The sequence below is a fragment of the Streptomyces sp. NPDC031064 genome, assembly GCF_055570965.1.
In genome coordinates this window covers 1-18479 of record NZ_JBVIGF010000007.1, presented here as the reverse complement: position 1 = coordinate 18479, position 18479 = coordinate 1, and the positions used below count along the sequence as shown (strand labels likewise).

The following is an 18479-nucleotide window of genomic DNA, read 5'->3' as shown; positions in this document are numbered from 1 at the left end:
GGATGCGATGAGTGACGCAGCACGGCGGCAGAGCCGGCACAGACGCCCCGGCCGCCATGAGCCGCACCACTGGTTCGACGACGACGCGGGCCCCGTGGTCCGCCCGTACGCGATGACACGCGGCCGTACCAGCAGCGCCACCCGCCACCGCCTCGACCTGATCGCGGTGGTCGTCCCCGAACCCGCGGCCGACGACCCCGGCCGCGACCAGACGCTCTCACCGGAGCATGTGGAGATCGTCGAGCGGTGCAGCGACCTCCCCCAGTCGATCGCCGAGCTGGCCGCCGGGCTGGACCTCCCCGTAGGGGTGGTCCGCGTCCTGGTCGGCGACCTCGTCGAGGACGAACTCGTCCACGTAACCCGCCCCGTACCGCCGGCCGAGCTGCCGGACGTCAGCATCCTCCGTGAGGTGATCAATGGCCTTCGGGCGCTCTAGCACCGGCCGCAAGAAGCGACCGGTCGAGCCGGTGACGCTGAAGATCCTGGTGGCGGGCGGGTTCGGGGTGGGCAAGACCACCATGGTGGGTGCGGTCAGCGAGATCCGGCCGCTGCGCACCGAGGAGACCCTCACCGAGGCGGGCAGGCCGGTCGACGACCTGCACGGCGTCGAGACCAAGGCCACCACCACGGTCGCCATGGACTTCGGCCGCATCACGCTCCGCGAGGACCTGGTGCTGTACCTGTTCGGCACGCCGGGACAGGACCGCTTCTGGTTCCTGTGGGACGAGCTCGCGCAAGGCGCCCTGGGCGCGGTGGTGCTGTGCGACACCCGGCGCCTGGAGGACAGCTTCGCCGCGATCGACTACTTCGAGCGGCGCGGAATCCCCTTCGCGGTGGCCGTCAACTGCTTCGAGGGCGCCGCGCGCTTCCCGGCCGGGACGGTACGGGCGGCACTCGACCTCGACCCGGAGGTGCCGCTGCTGATGTGCGACGCGCGGGAACGGGAGTCCGTCAAGGACGTGCTGGTCGCCGTGGTCGAACACGCCCTCACCATCGCCGCCCGCACCCGCGAGCCGGTCACCACCTGAAGGCACCGGCGCCCGTCCAACGGCCGGGCGCCGCGCCCTCAGCGGCCCCGCGCCCACCTCAGCGGCCGGGCGCCGCGCCCTCAGACGCCCCGCGCCACCTCAGCGGCCGCGGACGCCGCCCTCAGCGGCCCCTCCCGCTCAGCCGCCCCCTCAGCCGTCGTCCCCCTCCCACCCGAGGCTCCGCTCCACCGCCTTGCGCCAGTTGCCGTACTCGCGCTCGCGGGTGGCCGGGTCCATGCGGGGTTCCCAGGCCGTGTCGCGCTGCCAGTGGGACTTCAGCTCGTCCAGGCCCGCCCACACGCCCGTGGCCAGGCCCGCCGCGTACGCCGCGCCCAGGCAGGTGGTCTCCGAGACCTTCGGGCGGATCACGGGGACGCCCAGCACATCCGCCTGGTGCTGCATCAGCAGGCCGTTGACCGTCATGCCGCCGTCGACCTTCAGGGACGAGAGCCGCACGCCCGAGTCCTGGTACATGGCGTCCACGACCTCGCGCGTCTGCCAGCTCGTCGCCTCCAGGACGGCACGTGCCAGGTGCGCCCTGGTGACGTACCGGGTGAGGCCGGTGATCACACCGCGCGCGTCGGAGCGCCAGTACGGCGCGAACAGGCCGGAGAACGCCGGCACGATGTACGCGCCGCCGTTGTCCTCCACACTCGCCGCGAGCGTCTCGATCTCGGCGGCGCTGCGGATGATGCCGAGCTGGTCCCGGAACCACTGCACCAGGGCGCCGGTGATCGCGATCGAGCCCTCCAGGCAGTAGACGGGCGCCTGAGCGCCGATCTTGTAACCGACCGTGGTGATGAGCCCGCTCTTCGAGGGCACCGGCCGTTCGCCGGTGTTGAGCAGCAGGAAGCTGCCCGTGCCGTACGTGTTCTTGGCGGTCCCTGTCTCGTAGCAGGCCTGCCCGAAAACGGCCGCCTGTTGGTCGCCGAGCGCCGATGCGACCGGTACGCCCCGCAGTTGCCCTGTGGCGGTGCCGTACACCTCCGCCGATGACCGGATGGCCGGCAGCATCACCTCCGGCACGTTCATGGCCCGGAGGATGGAACGGTCCCAGTCCAGGGTCTCCAGGCTCATCAGCATGGTCCGGGAGGCGTTGGTGACGTCGGTGACGTGGACGCCGCCGTCGGTGCCGCCGGTGAGGTTCCAGATCAGCCACGAGTCGATGGTGCCGAACGCGATCTCGCCGCGCTCGGCGCGGGTGCGCAGCCCGGGTACGTTGTCCAGCAGCCAGGCCGCCTTGGGCCCGGAGAAGTAGCTGGCCAGCGGCAGGCCGGTGGTGTCGCGGAAACGGTCCTGGCCGTCCGCGCCGCCGAGTTCGGTGCACAACGCCGAGGTACGGGTGTCCTGCCACACGATCGCGTTGTGCACCGGCTTGCCGGTGGCCCGGTCCCACAGGACGGTCGTCTCGCGCTGGTTGGTGATCCCGAGCGCGCTCAGCTCCTCGGCGCGCAGCCCGGCCTTGGCCAGGGCGCCCGCCACCACCGCCTGGACCTTGGACCAGATCTCCGTGGCGTCGTGCTCGACCCAGCCCGGCTTGGGGAAGATCTGGCGGTGCTCGCGCTGATCGACGGCGACGACGGCACCGTCCTGGTTGAAGATGATGCAGCGACTGGAGGTGGTGCCCTGGTCGATTGCGGCGACGAACCTGTCCGTCATGACGAAACCCCTTGTCCCGAGTGAGTGGGCGCCGCTGATGGGCCGCGGTTGAAGCGGTGAACGCTAATAGGCCGCGTTGAAGACGACTCCGGCGAGCAGCCCCCCGATCAGCGGGCCGGCCACCGGCACCCATGCGTAACCCCAGTCGGACGTGCCCTTGTTGGGTATCGGCAGCAGTGCGTGGGCGATGCGCGGCCCGAGGTCGCGGGCCGGGTTGATGGCGTAGCCCGTGGGTCCGCCGAGCGACATGCCGATGCCGACGACGAGGAGCGACACCAGCAGGATGGAGATGCCCGACCCGTAGATGCCCGCATCCTCGCCGGGGATCTGCCCGACGCCGATGCCGTCGTTCTTGCCGAACGCGAGGATGGGCAGGACCAGCGCGACCGTCGCGATGACCTCGGTGGTGAGGTTGGCGGCCGGATTGCGGATCTCGGGCCCCGTCGAGAAGATCCCGAGCGTGGGCTGTGCGGTCTTCGCGTCGGCGTTCGCCCGGAACTGCGCGTAGTAGACCAGCCACGCCAGGACGGCTCCCAGCACCGCGCCGACCATCTGCGCGAGTACGTACAGCGGTACCTTGCCCCACTCGCCCGTGTCGACGGCGACCCCGACCGTCACGGCAGGATTGAGGTGCCCGCCGGACAGCGGGGCGGCGGTGTACGCCCCGGCGAGAACGCCGAAGCCCCAGCCGAAGGCGATGACGACCCAGCCGGCGGCCTTCGCCTTGGAGAAGTTGAGGGTGACGGCGGCGCATACGCCCGCCCCGAAGAGGATGAGGATCGCGGTGCCGATGACCTCACCGGCGAATATGTCTCCATTGCTCACGGCGGCTCCTGGGCTCCATGGCTTCACGGCGTGCCGAACAGGCATGGGTGCTGTCGGGCACGGGTGCTCGGGCATGGCGTGCTGTGACGGGCGGACCGGCGATGTCGACGAAGAGGCAGTTTTCTCCCGCCGTGATGGGGCGTCAAGGTCGCGGACAGCACCGGTCGCCGACGGGCGCCCTGGACACGCCGGTACGCCGCGTAAAGCCGCCCCGGGACCCCCCGAGCCCCACTCAGCGCACGGCCACGACCGCCGAACCATGGCCGAAGAGCCCCTGGTTGGCGCTGATCCCGACCCGTGCGCCCGGCACCTGCCGGGCCCCGGCCACACCGCGCAACTGCCAGGTCAGCTCGCAGACCTGGGCGATGGCTTGGGCCGGCACCGCCTCGCCGAAGGAGGCGAGCCCGCCGCTGGTGTTCACCGGGATGCGGCCGCCGAGCGCCGTGGCGCCCTCCCGCACCAGTTTGGCGCCCTCACCGCGGCCGCAGAGCCCGATGTCCTCGTACCACTCCAGTTCGAGCGCGGTGGACAGGTCGTAGACCTCGGCCAGGGACAGGTCCTCGGGCCCGATGCCCGCCTCCTCGTACGCGGCCGCCGCGATCGACTCCCGGAACGGGACGGCGGGCGCGGTACCGGCCGCCGCCGAGTCGGTGGCGATGTCCGGCAGGTCGAGCACGGTACGCGGGTAGGTGGGGGTCACGGTCGACACCGCCCGGATACGGACCGGGTCCGCGGCCCCGTGCACGCGCGCGTACGCCATCGACGACAGCACCAGGGCGGCGCCGCCGTCCGAGGTCGCGCAGATGTCGAGCAGCCGCAGCGGATCGGCGACCACGGCCGAGGCGGCCACCTCGTCGGCGGTGACCGCCTTCCGGTAGCGGGCGTACGGATTGAGCGCGCCCGCCGCCGCGTTCTTCACCTTCACCAGGGCGAAGTCCTCCGGGGTGTCCCCGTGCACGGCCATCCGGCGCCGGGCGTACAGGGCGAAGTACGCCGGGTTGGTGGCGCCGAGCACCCGGAACCGGAGCCAGTCCGGGTCGTCCGGGCGGTCCCCTCCGGCGGGCGCGAAGAACCCCTTGGGCGCCGCGTCCGCGCCCACCACCAGGACCACGTCCGCAAGCCCCGCCAGGACCTGCGCCCGAGCGGTGGCGATGGCCTGGGCGCCCGAGGCACACGCGGCGTACACGCTGGTCACCCGCGCGCCCTGCCAGCCGAGCGCCCGCGCGAACGTCGCGCCCGCCACGTACCCCGGATAGCCGCCGCGCACCGTGTCGGCGCCGACGACCGACCCCACGTCCGGCCAGTCGACCCCCGCGTCGGCGAGCGCGGCACGGGCCGCGACCGTCCCGTACCGGACGAAGCCGCGGCCCCACTTCCCCCACGGGTGCATGCCCGCGCCCAGGACGGCGACGTCGCCGCTCACGACGCCACCGCTCATGACGTCACCGCCACCGGCCGCCAGTGCCATGTGGTCCACACCGTCTCGGCGTCCTCGTGGAGGACCCCGGGGACCAGCTCCACCTCCATGCCGACGGCCAGGTCCGTGACCGTCACCCCGGGGGCCGCCTGGCCGAGTACCACCATGGCCTCGGCCGCCAGCTCGACGGCGACCAGGGTGTACGGCTGCCACGCGGCCTCCGGGTCCGAGACGTACGGCGCCGGCGGCCGGTAGCGCCCGTCGGTGTACGACCAGACGCGTCCGCGCCGGGAGAGCGGCACCTCCAGCAGGTCACCGCCGCCCGGACAGGCCGGGTTGCGGCAGAAGGCGTCCTCGCGCGGGAAGAAGACCGCCGTACAGGCCGAGCAGCGCGTGCCCAGCAGCCGGAAGTCCTCCCCGGCACCGCCCTCCGTGAACCACCCGGCCACCACGGGTGTGCGCGTACGCGTCAAGGCCCCTCCCTACGGTTCGGAACAGATCTGACGGAACGTCAGAAGTGTGCCACGGGGTACCCGTCTCCGCGAGACGCCGGCGTCAGTGGCCCGCCACCGACCGCCTGGAGACCGGGAAGTCGAAGTACGTGTCGGGGAAGAGCTCCGGCTTGTACGTGAAGTGCCACCACTCCTCGGGAAGGTTGACGAAGCCCTCCGCGGCCAGGGTGCCCTTCAGTAGTTGCCGGTTCGCGCGCTGGTGCCCCTGGACGCGCGGGTCGTCCGTGTGGGACAGCGTGTCGAAGCAGTCGAAGCCCGTCCCCATGTCCACGGAGTTGTCGGGGAACCGCTCCCCTTGCGGGGCGTAACAAGGGACCAGCTTCTCGCCCGGCACGTAGGGGCGGGTGGGAGCCGCCGGCAGCTTCACGATCGTCAGGTCGACCGTGGAACCCCTGCTGTGTCCGGACTTCTCGGCGATGTACCCGTCCGCGAAGAGCCGCGACTTGGCCACAAGCGGATAGAACTCCGCTTTCATCTCCTCGTCCTGGAGGTCCTCGGCCCACCGTACGAAGTGGTGCACAGCCCGCTGCGGCCGGTAACAGTCGTACACCTTCAGCGAATAGCCCTGTCGCAGCAGCGTCACCTGGGCCCGGTGCAGCGCCCGCGCGGCGGGCCGGGTCAGGACGCACACGGGCTGGTGGTAGCCGTCGACCCGTTCGCCCACGAAGTTGTGCTCGGTCGTGTAACGCATCTCCTGGATGATCGTCGGGTCGACGGAGCGCAGCGCCACGAACTCCTTGGGTGCCTTCGGCTCGGGCGTGGCCTGCGCGGTGGGCGGCACGGCCGCCCCGAAGAGGAGGGCCGTGGCAGCCGCCACCAGGGCACGGCGCAGGCGGGAAGCGGAAGCGATACCTGTCATGCGCACCGTCCTACCCGGCCCGACCCGGTCGGTACAGTCCACCTCGTGAAGTCCCACTGCACGAGCTGTGGCGCCGCCCACCCGGCCCAGGCCGGCTGGCCCCGCGCCTGCCCGGCCTGCGGAGCCGTCGCCTACCGCAACCCGCTGCCGGTCGCCGTCGCCCTGCAGCCCGCCACCGACGCGTACGGCACCGGACTCGTCGTCATCACCCGCGCCATCGAGCCCCACCGCGGCGGCATCGCCCTGCCCGGCGGGTTCATCGACCACGCCGAGGACTGGCGGGACGCGGTGGTACGGGAGTTGCGGGAGGAGACCGGCATCGAGGCCTTGGCCCACGACGTGGCCCTGGCCGACGCGATGAGCTCGCCCGCCGGCCACCTGCTCCTCTTCGGCCTCCTGCCCGAACTCCCGGCGGCCGCCCTCCCGCCCTCCACCGCCACCGACGAAACAGCCGGCCACCACCTGCTCCACGCCCCCGCCGAGCTGGCCTTCCCCCTCCACACGGCGGCCGTCACCAACTGGTTCACGGGCCGCTACGGCCCCTGACGCCCGGGTTCACGGCCTACGGCCGCTGACGCCCGGGTACGCGGACGGCTACAGCCCCCGACCGCCCCGCCCACCGCGCCGACGCGGCCCCCGCCCCGACGCGGCCCCCGCCCCTACCCCGCCCCGCGCCCCCGTACCCGCACCCTCCCCCCGGCCTCCACCGCCCCGTCCCGCGTGACCCGCTGCACCACCACGCGCCCGTCCACCAGCCGGGACGTGTACCGCTCAATCTCCGCCTCCGCCCAGCCGTCCCCGGCGTCCCGCACCACCAGACCGCCCCCGGTGCGCCCCACGGGCGGAGCCCACACCTCCAGCTCGTCCGCACCGTCCGCGCCCCGCACCGGGATCACCGCACCCGCCCGGGCGAGCACGGGAATCCGCGACAGGGGCGCGTCCACCAGCACCTGTCCGGGCCCCTCGTACGCCGCGCCCGTCGCCGTGTCGTACCAGCAGCCGCGCGGCAGCCGCACCGCCCGCCGGTCCGTCCCGCGCGCGAGCACGGGCGCCACCAGCAACGCGTCCCCGAGCAGGAACGCGTCCTCGCAGTCCCGCAGCGCCCGGTCCTCCGGGGAGCCCCACCAGACGGGCCGCACATAGGGCGCCCCCGTAAGCCGTGCCAATTGCGCCAGCGTGACGAAGTAGGGCCGCAGCCGCTCCCGTTCGGCCAGCGCCGCACGGGCGTGCTCCAGCACCTCGGGGCCGAACTCCCACGGCTCGCGCCGCCCCGCGTCGATCGCCGCGTGCGTGCGGAACAGCGGCAGCCAGGCACCGAGCTGGAACCACCGCAGGAACAGCTCCGGTGTCGGGCTCCCGTCGAACCCGCCCACATCGGGGCCCGAGTACGGCACCCCGCACAACCCGAGCCCCAGCACCAGCGACAGCGACGCCCGCAACCCCGGCCAGCCCGTCGACACGTCGCCCGACCAGGTCCCGCCGTACCGCTGCATCCCCGCCCAGCCGGAGCGCGAGAACAAAAACGGGCGCTCCTCGGGACGCAGCCGCCGCAGCCCCTCGTACCCGGCCCTCGCCATCGTCAGCCCGTACAGATTGTGCGCCTCCCGGTGGTCACCGCCCCGGCCCTCCAGCGCGTGCCGGGCCGAACGCGGCAGCGTCATGTCACCGAACGGCGTGAACGACACCGGCTCGTTCATGTCGTGCCACACCCCGGAGAACCCCTGCGCGAGCCGCTCCTCGTACAGCCCGCCCCACCACTCCCGTACCGCCGGATCCGTGAAGTCGGGGTACACGCACTCGCCCGGCCACACCACGCCCCGCACCTCCCCGCCCCTCGGGTCCCGTACGAACGCCCCCGAGGACCCGACCCGCGAGCCGCTCTCATAGACCGGGTTCCCGCGCTCCGCCTTCACCCCCGGGTCGACGATCGACACCAGCCGCACCCCCTCCTCGCGCAGCTCCCGCGCGAGCCGGGGCAGATCGGGGAACCGCTCCCGGTCCACCGTGAACACCTGGTGCCGGTCGTAGTGGTCGATGTCCAGGTGCAGCACCGACAGCGGCAGCTCCCGCTCCCGGTAGCCGGCCACCACCCGCCGCACCTCCTCCTCGCTGCCGAACCCCCACCGCGCGTGCTGCGGCCCCAGCGCCCACGACGGCGGCAGCGCGGGCGCACCCGTGAGCGCCGTCCAGCCGCGCAGCACGCGCGCGGGGGTACCGACGACCACCCAGCACCGCAACGGCCCGCCGCTCATCCGCACCTCGATCGCGCCCGGCCGGTCGTGCCCGGAACCGGCGCCCTCCTCGCCCTCCCGCAGCGTCACCTGCCCGTCCCAGGAGTTGTCGTGGAAGGCCAGGTGCGTGCCCGCGTCGGACACCACGAGCTGCACCGGCATCGTGATGTAGAGCGGATCGTCGCCGGGGTCGAAGCTGCCGCGCGGGTCGGTGTTCCACAGCCGGTACGTCCCGCCGCGCAGCCGGGGACCCGACGCCCGCCCGCCCAGCCCGAAGAACCGCGCGTCGGCCGGCACCTCCGTGCGCTGCACCCACCGCGCGGGGCCCCCGGAAACCGGCTCCCACCACCGGGGCGGCAGGTCCCGCCGCAGCACCACCCCGCCCGGCGTACGCACCTCCACCGCACCGTTGCGCGACACCGCGACCGTCACCCGCTCCGACACCACCCGCCAGCCCCCGCCCTTGTCGGGCTCCAGCTCCGCCCGCGGATCGGGCTCCGGCACCCGGCCCGCCAGCGCGTACGACGGCAGTGGCTCCGCCCCGTCCCACCCCCAGAACACCGTGCCGCCGGCGGAGACGCACACCCGCACCGCAGACCGGGCGAACCGGACGATCCCCCCGCCCGGCAGCGGCTCCACGCCCTCGACCGGTCCCGGCACCCGCGCCCGCTCGGCCCCCCGCGGCCGCAGCGCCCAGGCGTCCGTACGCCGCTGCCGCCACGCCGACCGCATCGCCCGCAGCCCCCGTACCGTGGCGAAGATCCTCACCGAACGCACCAGATCACGACCGTCCATGCCGCTCACCCTGCCACCCGCCCCAGGGCGCGCAGGGCCCGTTCAACTGTCGTTCACCCGTGGTGAGAGCACATATTCATCCCGCCGACCATGGGCGGCGAACCCTGGTGCGAACAACGATCACATGGCATCGTCCTGCTCAGCCGTGTCACGCGCACACCCCCGCACGTGCGCGCGACCCACGCAGACCCGCGTACCGGGACGTACAGCCAGGGAGCAGCCCCATGACCACAGAGCACGCCCAGCCCGAGCCGCTCTGGCAGCCCGACCAGGACCGCGTCGACTCGGCCGCGGTCACCCGCTTCCAGGCCTGGGCGGCCGAACGGCACGGCGCACCCGCCGACGGCGGCTACCCCGCACTGCACCGCTGGTCGGTCGACCACCTCGACACCTTCTGGCAGGCGGTCGCCGAGTGGTTCGACATCCGGTTCTCCACGCCCTACGAGCGCGTCCTGGGCGACCGCTCCATGCCCGGCGCCCAGTGGTTCCCCGGCGCCACCCTCAACTACGCCGAGCACGCGCTGCGTGCCGCCGCCGACCGCCCCGACGCGCCCGCCCTGCTCCACGTGGACGAGGTGCAGGAGGTGACGCCCATCAGTTGGGCCGAGCTGCGCCGCCAGGTGGGCTCCCTCGCCGCCGAGCTGCGCGCCCTCGGCGTACGCCCCGGGGACCGCGTCAGCGGCTACCTGCCCAACATCCCGCAGGCCGTCACCGCCCTGCTCGCCACCGCCGCCGTCGGCGCCGTGTGGACCTCCTGCGCCCCCGACTTCGGCGCCCGCAGCGTCCTCGACCGCTTCCAGCAGGTCGAGCCCGTGGTCCTGTTCACCGTCGACGGCTACCGCTACGGGGGCAAGGAACACGACCGCCGCGACACGGTCGCCGAGCTGCGCCGCGAACTGCCCACCCTCCGCGCCGTCGTCCACATCCCCCTCCTCGGTACGGAGGCCCCCGAAGGCGCCCTCGAATGGTCCGCCCTCACAGAGGGGGACAGGGAGCCCGTCTTCGAGCAGGTTCCCTTCGACCACCCCCTGTGGGTGCTGTACTCCTCCGGCACGACGGGCCTGCCCAAGGCGATCGTCCAGTCCCAGGGCGGCATCCTCCTCGAACACTTCAAGCAGCTCGGCCTCCACTGCGACCTGGGCCCCGAGGACCGCTTCTTCTGGTACACCTCCACCGGCTGGATGATGTGGAACTTCCTCGTCTCCGGCCTGCTCACCGGCACCACCGTGGTGGTGTACGACGGCAGCCCCGGCTACCCGGACACCGGCGCCCAGTGGCGCGTCGCCGAACTCACCGGAGCCACCCTGTACGGCACCTCCGCCGCGTACGTCATGGCCTGCCGCAAGGCCGGCGTCCACCCCTCCCGCGACTACGACCTGTCCCGCGTCACCTGTGTCGCCACCACCGGCTCGCCGCTCCCGCCGGACGGCTTCCGCTGGCTCCACGACGAGGTGCGGGACGACCTGTGGATCGCCTCCGTCAGCGGCGGCACCGACGTGTGCAGTTGCTTCGCGGGCGCCGTGCCCACCCTGCCCGTACACATCGGCGAACTCCAGGCGGCCTGCCTCGGCACCGACCTCCAGGCGTGGGACCCGCAGGGCAAGCCCGTCATCGGCGAGGTGGGGGAGCTGGTCGTCACCAACCCGATGCCGTCCATGCCGATCCGCTTCTGGAACGACCCCGACGGCAGCCGCTACCACGACAGCTACTTCGACATGTACCCGGGCGTGTGGCGCCACGGCGACTGGATCACCATCACCGACCGCGGCTCGGTCGTCATCCACGGCCGTTCCGACTCCACCCTGAACCGTCAGGGCGTCCGCATGGGCAGCGCCGACATCTACGAGGCCGTCGAGCGCCTCCCGGAGATCCGCGAATCCCTCGTCATCGGCCTGGAAGAGCCCGACGGCGGCTACTGGATGCCGCTCTTCGTCCACCTCGCCGAAGGCGCCTCCCTGGACGACGACCTGATCGCCCGCATCAAGCGGACCATCCGCGAGCAGTTGTCCCCGCGCCACGTCCCGGACGAGATCATCGAGGTCCCCGGCGTCCCGCACACCCTCACCGGCAAGCGCATCGAGGTCCCGGTCAAACGGCTCCTCCAGGGCACCGACCTGTCCAAGGCCGTCAACCCCGGCTCCGTCGACAACCTCGACCTGCTCCGCTTCTACGAGGACCTCGCCCGCAAGCGCGCCCAGGGCGCCCTATGAGCGCGTTCTGGACCGGCGAGCGGGTACGGCTGCGCGGCATCGAACCCGAGGACTGGGAGGCGTTCATGGAGTTCGACGCCCACATCCAGCACCAGCGTTCCGTCGACGCCCTCCACCCGCCGCGCTCGGCCGAGGGCTACCACGCCTGGGCGGCCGAACAGGCCGTCGCCACGCCCGCGGGCGACACCTTCCGGCTGGCCATCGAGGCCCTGGACACCGGCGAGCTCGTGGGCGCCCTGTCGACCGCCGACGCCGACCCGCGCACCGGCCGCTTCCGCTACGGCATCGGCATCGGCGGCGATCACCAGCGGCGCGGGTACGCCGCCGACGCCGTGGTGCTGCTGCTGCGCTTCATGTTCGGCGAGCGGCGATACCACAAGTGCGAGGCGGGCATCTACGCGTTCAACGACGCGTCGCTCGCCCTGCACCGCAGACTCGGCTTCACCGAGGAGGGCAGGCTGCGCGACCACGAGTTCTTCGCCGGCCGCCACCACGATCTGGTGCTCATGGGAATGACCGCGCCCGAGTTCGCCGAACGGCACCCCTTCGAAACCCTCTGAGCCCTCCAAACCCTCGGGCTCAACCGCCGTACATGGCCTCGGACTCGCCCAGCACGGCGGCGAAGTCCGAGGCCAGACGCGCCGCGTCGGCCGGCTCCAGCTCCGCCGTCGTGACCCGTACGCCCGTGGGCGCGGCGATCCGGAACCGCGCACCGGCCGCCACCCACCAGCCGCGCGACCGCAGCCCGTTCACCACCGCCGACTCGTCACGCACCGGCACCCACACGTTCAGCCCGCTCGCCCCGTGCGCCGCGATGCCGTACCGGGCCAGCTCCCGTATCAGGGCCTCGCGCCGCTCGGTGTACGCCTCCTCCGCCCGGCCCACCAGCCGCCTCACCGCCGCGTCCGACATCAGCCGCGCCGCCGTCTCCTGCAGTACGTGACTGATCCACCCCGACGTCAGCAGCAGCCGCCCGTCGTGCCGGGCCAGCGTCGTCTCGTCGCAGGCCAGCGCCGCCCACCGCAGATCGATGCCCAAGTGCTTGGAGACGGTGCGCACATGCGCCCACCGGGGCAGTCCCGCCGCGGCCAGCGAGTACGAGGGCGCCCCCGACATGTCCGCGTTGTGGTCGTCCTCGATGACCAGCACCTCGGGGAAGCCGCCCAGGACGTCCACCAGCGCGTCCCGCCGCTCCCGCGAGAAGCAGCCGCCCGTCGGGTTCTGCCCGCGCGGGCTGCACACCATCGCCCGGACCCCCGCCCGCAACGCCGTCCGCAGCGCCTCGGGCACCATTCCCCGGTCGTCCACCGCCACCGGAACCATCCGCAGCCCCAACGCCGGCACCAGGTCCAGCAGATGGTGGAACCCGGGGTCCTCCACCGCCACCGAATCACCCGGCTTCAGCTCCGTCGACAGCAGCCGTCCCACACAGTCCAGCGCGCCGTGCGCGAACGTCACCCGCTCCGCAGGCACCCCGTCCCGCTCGAACCACTCCCGGGCCGGCCCTTCCAGTGACGCCAGCCGTGGCGACGCCCGGTGCGAACCCGGCACCGGCATCACCGGCGACGGCGGCCTCAGCTCCGGCAGGAACGCCGGATCGGGGTGACCGCCCGCCAGATCGCGCACGCCCTCCGGCACCCTCGGCGGCCGCCGCGAACCGACCGCCGGCGTCTGCGCCACCACGGTCCCGCCACGCCCCTTGGTCACCACGATCCCGCGCTGACGCAGCTCCTTGTACGCCGTCGCGACGGTGCCCGGACTGACCCCCAGCTCGTCCGCGAGCCGCCGCACCGGAGGCAGCGCGGCACCGGGCACCAGACCCCCGTCCGCCACCGCCCGCTCCACGGAAGCCGCGATTCCCCTGGCCGTCGACCCACTGATCGAATATTGTGCTGCCACGTACAGAACTATGTATCAATACATAATTCGTGTCAAGGGGGAACCGGTGGACCGGCACAAGACCAGGGCCGCACTCGCGAAGCGCGCACAGCGCATACCAGGAGGCCGCGACGGCCACCGCATGCTGCTCGTCTCCTTCATCGACAAGATCGGCACCGGACTCTGGGCCACCGCCCTCCCGCTCTACTTCACCCAGGTCACCGCCATGTCCGTCGCCCACGTCGGACTCCTCATCGGCGTGTCCGGCGGCATCGGCATCGCCGGCGCCCCACTCGCCGGCCGCCTCGCCGACCGCTTCCCCGTCACCCGCGTCCTCATCTGCGCCCAACTCCTCCGCGCCGCCGCCCTCCTGGCCCTCCTCACCACCCACGACTTCGCCCTGCTCCTGCTCTACTCCGCCATCGGCGCCCTCCCCGACCGCGCCGCGGGCGTCCTCACCAAGCTCTACGCCGCCCGCGTCGCCGGCCCCCAACGAGTCCGCTACCAGGCCTTCAACCGCACCATCTCCAACCTCGGCTGGGCCGTCGGCGGCCTCGGCGCGGCCGCCGCCCTCGCCGTCGCCACCACCACCGCGTACCAGGCCCTCCTCATCGCCAACGCGCTCTCCTACGCCGTCATCGCCGCCCTCACCCTCCGCTGCGCCGAACCCCCGTCGCCCTCCCGCATCACCGCCGACTCCACCACCCGCACCACCCCCACGGCACCCACCCGCCCCTCCAACCCCTGGCGCGACCGCACCTTCCTCCTCTTCACCGCCACCGAAGCCGCCCTCTTCCTCGACGACGCGATCCTCCAGGTCGGCATGCCGCTGTGGATCGTCCACGCCACCGACGCCCCCATCGGCCTCGCCCCACTGCTCCTGGTCCTCAACTCCGTCCTCGTCGTCCTCTTCCAGGTCCCCCTCGCCCGCTTCGGCGCCACCCCCGCCGCGGCCCGCACCCTGCTCGTCCCCCTCGCCTGCCTCTTCACCGCCGGCTGCCTGGCCCTGGCCGCCTCCGCGGCCGGCGGCCGCTGGACCGCCGTCGCCGCCCTCACCGTGGCCGCCGTCGCCCTCACCTTCGCCGAGATGATCCACGCCACCGCCTCGTGGGAACTCTCCGTCGCCCTCGCACCCACCGACGCCCAGGGCGCCTACCTCGGCGTCCACGGACTCGCCGCCTCCACCCAGCGCAGCGCCGGCCCCCTCCTGATCAGCGCCGTCATCACCGCCGGCCCCCTCGCCTGGCCCGTCCTCGGCGCCGCCTTCGCCGCCACCTGCCTCGCCCAGCGCCGCCTGGTCCGCCGCCGCCTCCCCAACCCCCCGTTGTCAGTGCCCCCGATTACTGTGAGTGAGCATCAATGAACAAGGGGGACTCATGGCAACCACCAGGACCACCACGACCATGCGACGCGCACTCCGCCGCGAAGTACCCAGCACCGTCGGCCTCCTCGCCGACGAACAGGACTTCACCGCCATGCGCCGCCGCTACCGCACCTTCACCTTCGACGACCACGACACCTACCTCCGCCAGGTCGAACGGCTCCTGAAAACCCTCGCCACCCAAGGCGGACACACCACCGTCGCCCTCTTCGACCCCGAGGACTACGCCGAATACTGCACCGAGACCGGCCTCGACCCGGACACCCCGGCCAGCCGCAGCCGCTTCACCGCCGAGATCGCGACGGCCGGCGCCTGCGTCCCCTACACGGGACAGCCCATCGACCGGCTCGTCCCCCTCCTCATCCACCAAGCGGTCCGACAGGCCACCTGGCAGTACGCCACCATGCTCCTCACCGACCTGGGACAGTGCGCCGACTGCGGCCAGGACATCGGCCGCGCCGCCTACGACCAGGCCTCCCACCTGCTGACCCGCCTCCTCGAAGAAGCCGGCCCCGGCACCCACCACCTCGTGTGCAGCGTGCCCGCCGACGAACAACTCCTCGCCGTCCTCCACGCCGAACGGCCCCCCACCGGCCCCGCCCTCCTCGACCCCACCGAAGGCGCCGAATTCGTCACCGTCCTCGCCGCCGGAATCGCCCTCGAAAGCCCCGGCGGCCTCGTCCTCCGCAGCACCACCCCCGCCGCACCCGACCGCGTCCACGGCTGGCGCCTCGACCACGGCCGGCTCGTACCCCTCACCGCCGCCGAGGTCTTCAACGCCTACTGCACCGACGCCGACACCGGCGAGCCCCTCTCACCCGAACCCAACGTCGACTACCGCGCCGGCTTCGACATCACCCCCGGCGACCACCCGCCCACCCACCACTGACCACCCAAAGCGAAAGGGGCTTCCCCGCCCACAGGCGGGAAAGCCCCTCCGACAACACCTCACCCAGGGCACTACTCCCCGGACAGCACCGCCTGCGCGGCGAGCCGCGCCTCCTCGGCCGTGTCCACCGCGCGGGCGGCAGCCGCGGCCCGTTCACACTGCGCCAGCGTGTGCTTGGCCAGCGTCGCGCGGACGTACGGAATGGACGCCGCGCCCATCGACAGGGAGGTGACACCCAGACCCGTCAGCACACAGGCGAGCAGCGGATCGGACGCGGCCTCGCCGCACACACCGCAGCTCTTGCCCTCGGCCCTGGCCGCCTCGGCCGCGAGCGCCACCAGGTCCAGCAGCGCCGGCTGCCACGGATCCTGCAACCGCGACACGGCACCCACCTGCCGGTCGGCCGCGAAGGTGTACTGCGCCAGGTCGTTCGTACCCAGCGACAGGAACTCCACCTCCTGCAGGATCGACCGCGCCCGCAGCGCGGCCGACGGGATCTCGACCATCGCACCGAACTTGGCCCGCAGCCCCGCCTGACGGCACGCGTCCGCGAACGCCTTCGCGTCCGTGCGGTCCGCCACCATCGGCGCCATGACCTCCAGGTACACCGGGAGCCCCTCGGCCGCCTTCGACAGCGCCGACAACTGCGTCCGCAGCACCTCGGGGTGGTCCAGCAGCGTCCGCAGACCCCGCACACCCAGCGCCGGGTTCGGCTCGTCGCCCGGCGTCAGGAAGTCCAGCGGCTTGTCCGCACCCGCGTCCAGCACCCGCACGACCACCCGGCCCTCGGGGAACGCCTCCAGCACCTTCCGGTACGCCTCGACCTGCTTGGCCTCCGACGGCGCCTGCTTACTGTCGTCCAGGAACAGGAACTCGGTACGGAACAGACCGACACCCTCGGCCCCCGCCTCCACGGCCGCCGCCACATCGGCCGGCCCGCCCACGTTCGCCAGCAGCGGCACCTTGTGCCCGTCCGACGTCGCCCCGGGCCCCGTCGCCGCCGACAGAGCCGCCTTGCGCGCCGCCGCGGCCTGCTCCAGCTCGGCCCGCTTCTGCTCGCTCGGCTCCACGAAGATCTCACCCGTGCTGCCGTCCACCGCGATCACGGTGCCCTCGGCCAGCTCACCGGCCCCCGGCAACGCCACCACGGCCGGCACGCCCAGCGCCCGCGCCAGGATCGCGCTGTGGCTGGTCGGCCCGCCCTCCTCGGTCACGAAACCGAGCACCAGCGCCGGGTCCAGCAGCGCCGTGTCCGCCGGAGCCAGATCCCGCGCGATCAGCACGTACGGCTCGTCGCTGTCCGGTACACCCGGCATCGGCACACCCAGCAGCCGCGCCACGATCCGGTTGCGCACATCGTCCAGGTCCGCAACCCGCCCCGCCAGGTACTCCCCAGCGCCGGCCAGCAGCGCCCGGTAGGCGGCGAACGCGTCGTACACGGCCCGCTCGGCCGTGCTCCCCACCGCGATGCGACGGTCGACATCGGCCATCAGCTCGGGGTCCTGCGCCATCATGGCCTGCGCCTCGAGCACGTGCTGTGCCTCGCCACCGGCCAGGTTGCCCCGCGCGATCAGATCGGCCGCCACCGCCTCGACGGCCTGCCGAGCACGCCCCTGTTCGCGCTCCGCCTCCTCGGCCGGGATCTGCTTGGCCGGCGGCTCGAGGACTGCCGTGCCCATGTGGCGCACCTCGCCGATCGCCACACCATGGCTCACGCCGACGCCCCGCAGCGTTGTCTCCATTACACCTGTCTCCGATTGAGTGGCGGCCCGAGCCGCCACGTTGAATGTCCCGACCCGCTGCCGTCAATACGACGGCACTGACGTCACCGCCAGGAGAAGAGGGAGTCGCCCGCCTTCACGTCGCCGTCCTCGACGAGGTCGGCCAGGGACTCGGCGGTGGCCTCCAGGGCCACGATCGGGCAGATCGCGGACTTGCCGGCCGCCTCGACGTCCGCGGGGTTCCAGCGCACGACGGCCTGCCCGCGCTGCACGGTGTCCCCCTTGCTCACGAGCAGCTCGAAGCCCTCGCCATTGAGCTGAACGGTGTCGATGCCCAGATGCGTCAGCACCCCGTGCCCCTCGCTGTCGACGACCACGAAGGCGTGCGGGTGCAGGGAAACGACGATGCCGTCGACCGGAGACACGGCCTCCGAGGGCTTGCGCACGGGATCGATGGCGGTGCCGGGGCCGACCATCGCCCCGGAGAAGACGGGGTCGGGTACGGCGGCGAGTCCGATGGCGCGGCCCTCGAGCGGCGACGTCACGGTGGTCATGGGGAGCCTCCCAGGGGTGGAGATTCTGTGTCGCCGCCACTGCCTGTCCTGGGCGGCGTACTGATCAGAAGCGTATGTCATAAGAAGTCCGGGTTCCGCACGAGAGGTCCGGGTTGGCGGACCTAGGGACCACCGGAAACGATTTGCCTCAACTACCAACGGGCGGTAGGGTCGTACCCCTGCCTGACCCCGACGCGACTCTGAGTCGTAGGTCGTCGGCAGCGACTCAAGCCGAGATCCTAACTGGTCTACACCTCTGGTCTACACCTCTGTGTCCATGGGTGTGTGGTCAGGAGGCCGGAAAAAGGCTGATAGAGTCGGCACCGCCGGAAAGGGAAACGCGAAAGCGAAGAACGGCCCGGCAACCCGCTCCAGCGGGTGGCAGAAACGGAAAACGGATCTGCTAAGCTGGAAATACGAAATACCGAAGGGAAGCGCCCGGAGGAAAGCCCGAGAGGGTGAGTACGAAGGAAGCGTCCGTTCCTTGAGAACTCAACAGCGTGCCAAAAGTCAACGCCAG

The 18479-nt window shown here is 72.5% G+C and carries 16 protein-coding genes; 7 read left to right on the top strand and 9 right to left on the bottom strand.

Annotated features, from left to right (window positions below; translation table 11 throughout):
- The first annotated feature begins 7 nt into the window (after nt 1–7).
- Together ACZ46W_RS24400 and ACZ46W_RS24395 are read left to right on the top strand one after the other, a co-directional pair.
- Nucleotides 8–436, top strand: a complete 429-nt coding sequence (locus ACZ46W_RS24400; RefSeq protein ID WP_468341232.1) for a DUF742 domain-containing protein — start codon at nt 8–10, stop codon at nt 434–436.
- A complete protein-coding gene (locus ACZ46W_RS24395; RefSeq protein WP_468341229.1) occupies nt 417–1028 on the top strand; it encodes a GTP-binding protein in 612 nt (203 codons plus the stop codon). Before ACZ46W_RS24400 ends, ACZ46W_RS24395 begins: the two co-directional genes overlap by 20 nt.
- Before the next feature lie 150 nt (nt 1029–1178).
- Here the strand turns inward: ACZ46W_RS24395 and glpK are convergent, their stop codons facing one another.
- From glpK to ACZ46W_RS24370, 5 genes are all read right to left on the bottom strand, one after another.
- Nucleotides 1179–2687 (bottom strand): glycerol kinase GlpK, encoded by a 1509-nt coding sequence (glpK, locus tag ACZ46W_RS24390; RefSeq protein ID WP_468341226.1) that lies wholly within the window; start codon nt 2685–2687, stop codon nt 1179–1181.
- A gap of 63 nt (nt 2688–2750) precedes the next feature.
- Nucleotides 2751–3512 (bottom strand): MIP/aquaporin family protein, encoded by a 762-nt coding sequence (locus ACZ46W_RS24385; RefSeq protein ID WP_468341223.1) that lies wholly within the window; start codon nt 3510–3512, stop codon nt 2751–2753.
- A gap of 232 nt (nt 3513–3744) precedes the next feature.
- Entirely contained in the window at nt 3745–4935 is a 1191-nt protein-coding gene (locus tag ACZ46W_RS24380; RefSeq protein WP_468342305.1) for a lipid-transfer protein, read from the bottom strand.
- 11 nt (nt 4936–4946) lie between these two features.
- On the bottom strand, nt 4947–5402 hold the full coding sequence (locus ACZ46W_RS24375) for a Zn-ribbon domain-containing OB-fold protein (protein ID WP_468341220.1): 456 nt from the start codon (nt 5400–5402) through the stop codon (nt 4947–4949).
- An 82-nt stretch (nt 5403–5484) separates the two neighbouring features.
- Nucleotides 5485–6300, bottom strand: a complete 816-nt coding sequence (locus ACZ46W_RS24370) for a M15 family metallopeptidase (RefSeq protein ID WP_468341217.1) — start codon at nt 6298–6300, stop codon at nt 5485–5487.
- Nucleotides 6301–6345: 45 nt separating this feature from the next.
- On the opposite strand from ACZ46W_RS24370, the gene ACZ46W_RS24365 reads away from it, so the two are divergent.
- Nucleotides 6346–6846, top strand: a complete 501-nt coding sequence (locus tag ACZ46W_RS24365; RefSeq protein WP_468341214.1) for an NUDIX domain-containing protein — start codon at nt 6346–6348, stop codon at nt 6844–6846.
- Between the two features lie 113 nt (nt 6847–6959).
- Here ACZ46W_RS24365 and ACZ46W_RS24360 read toward each other — a convergent pair whose 3' ends face one another.
- Nucleotides 6960–9326: a glycoside hydrolase family 31 protein gene (locus tag ACZ46W_RS24360; RefSeq protein ID WP_468341211.1), complete on the bottom strand. Its 2367-nt coding sequence runs from the start codon at nt 9324–9326 to the stop codon at nt 6960–6962.
- Between the two features lie 224 nt (nt 9327–9550).
- On the opposite strand from ACZ46W_RS24360, the gene ACZ46W_RS24355 reads away from it, so the two are divergent.
- Both ACZ46W_RS24355 and ACZ46W_RS24350 read left to right on the top strand, forming a co-directional pair.
- Complete coding sequence (locus tag ACZ46W_RS24355; RefSeq protein WP_468341208.1) at nt 9551–11536, top strand: acetoacetate--CoA ligase; 1986 nt, start codon at nt 9551–9553, stop codon at nt 11534–11536.
- A complete protein-coding gene (locus ACZ46W_RS24350; RefSeq protein WP_468341205.1) occupies nt 11533–12096 on the top strand; it encodes a GNAT family N-acetyltransferase in 564 nt (187 codons plus the stop codon). The genes ACZ46W_RS24355 and ACZ46W_RS24350 overlap by 4 nt, the downstream gene beginning before the upstream one ends.
- Before the next feature lie 19 nt (nt 12097–12115).
- Here ACZ46W_RS24350 and ACZ46W_RS24345 read toward each other — a convergent pair whose 3' ends face one another.
- Complete coding sequence (locus tag ACZ46W_RS24345) at nt 12116–13435, bottom strand: aminotransferase class I/II-fold pyridoxal phosphate-dependent enzyme (protein ID WP_468341202.1); 1320 nt, start codon at nt 13433–13435, stop codon at nt 12116–12118.
- 46 nt (nt 13436–13481) lie between these two features.
- On the opposite strand from ACZ46W_RS24345, the gene ACZ46W_RS24340 reads away from it, so the two are divergent.
- On the top strand, nt 13482–14777 hold the full coding sequence (locus ACZ46W_RS24340) for an MFS transporter (protein WP_468341200.1): 1296 nt from the start codon (nt 13482–13484) through the stop codon (nt 14775–14777).
- 13 nt (nt 14778–14790) lie between these two features.
- A complete protein-coding gene (locus tag ACZ46W_RS24335; protein WP_468341197.1) occupies nt 14791–15684 on the top strand; it encodes a hypothetical protein in 894 nt (297 codons plus the stop codon).
- Between the two features lie 71 nt (nt 15685–15755).
- On the opposite strand, the gene ptsP is transcribed toward ACZ46W_RS24335, so the two are convergent.
- Nucleotides 15756–17426: a phosphoenolpyruvate--protein phosphotransferase gene (gene ptsP, locus ACZ46W_RS24330; protein WP_468341194.1), complete on the bottom strand. Its 1671-nt coding sequence runs from the start codon at nt 17424–17426 to the stop codon at nt 15756–15758.
- A gap of 83 nt (nt 17427–17509) precedes the next feature.
- On the bottom strand, nt 17510–17959 hold the full coding sequence (locus tag ACZ46W_RS24325) for a PTS sugar transporter subunit IIA (RefSeq protein ID WP_468341191.1): 450 nt from the start codon (nt 17957–17959) through the stop codon (nt 17510–17512).
- Nucleotides 17960–18479: the final 520 nt, after the last annotated feature.

What these genes read in the sequence shown, in the direction of transcription:
- ACZ46W_RS24400 (WP_468341232.1), top strand. Translation starts at nt 8, where the DNA reads ATGAGTGACGCAGCACGGCGGCAGAGCCGGCACAGACGCCCCGGCCGC.
- ACZ46W_RS24325 (WP_468341191.1), bottom strand. Translation starts at nt 17,959, where the DNA reads ATGACCACCGTGACGTCGCCGCTCGAGGGCCGCGCCATCGGACTCGCC.
- ACZ46W_RS24395 (WP_468341229.1), top strand. Translation starts at nt 417, where the DNA reads ATGGCCTTCGGGCGCTCTAGCACCGGCCGCAAGAAGCGACCGGTCGAG.
- ACZ46W_RS24370 (WP_468341217.1), bottom strand. Translation starts at nt 6,300, where the DNA reads ATGACAGGTATCGCTTCCGCTTCCCGCCTGCGCCGTGCCCTGGTGGCG.
- ACZ46W_RS24355 (WP_468341208.1), top strand. Translation starts at nt 9,551, where the DNA reads ATGACCACAGAGCACGCCCAGCCCGAGCCGCTCTGGCAGCCCGACCAG.
- ACZ46W_RS24335 (WP_468341197.1), top strand. Translation starts at nt 14,791, where the DNA reads ATGGCAACCACCAGGACCACCACGACCATGCGACGCGCACTCCGCCGC.
- glpK (WP_468341226.1), bottom strand. Translation starts at nt 2,687, where the DNA reads ATGACGGACAGGTTCGTCGCCGCAATCGACCAGGGCACCACCTCCAGT.
- ACZ46W_RS24360 (WP_468341211.1), bottom strand. Translation starts at nt 9,326, where the DNA reads ATGGACGGTCGTGATCTGGTGCGTTCGGTGAGGATCTTCGCCACGGTA.
- ptsP (WP_468341194.1), bottom strand. Translation starts at nt 17,426, where the DNA reads ATGGAGACAACGCTGCGGGGCGTCGGCGTGAGCCATGGTGTGGCGATC.
- ACZ46W_RS24350 (WP_468341205.1), top strand. Translation starts at nt 11,533, where the DNA reads ATGAGCGCGTTCTGGACCGGCGAGCGGGTACGGCTGCGCGGCATCGAA.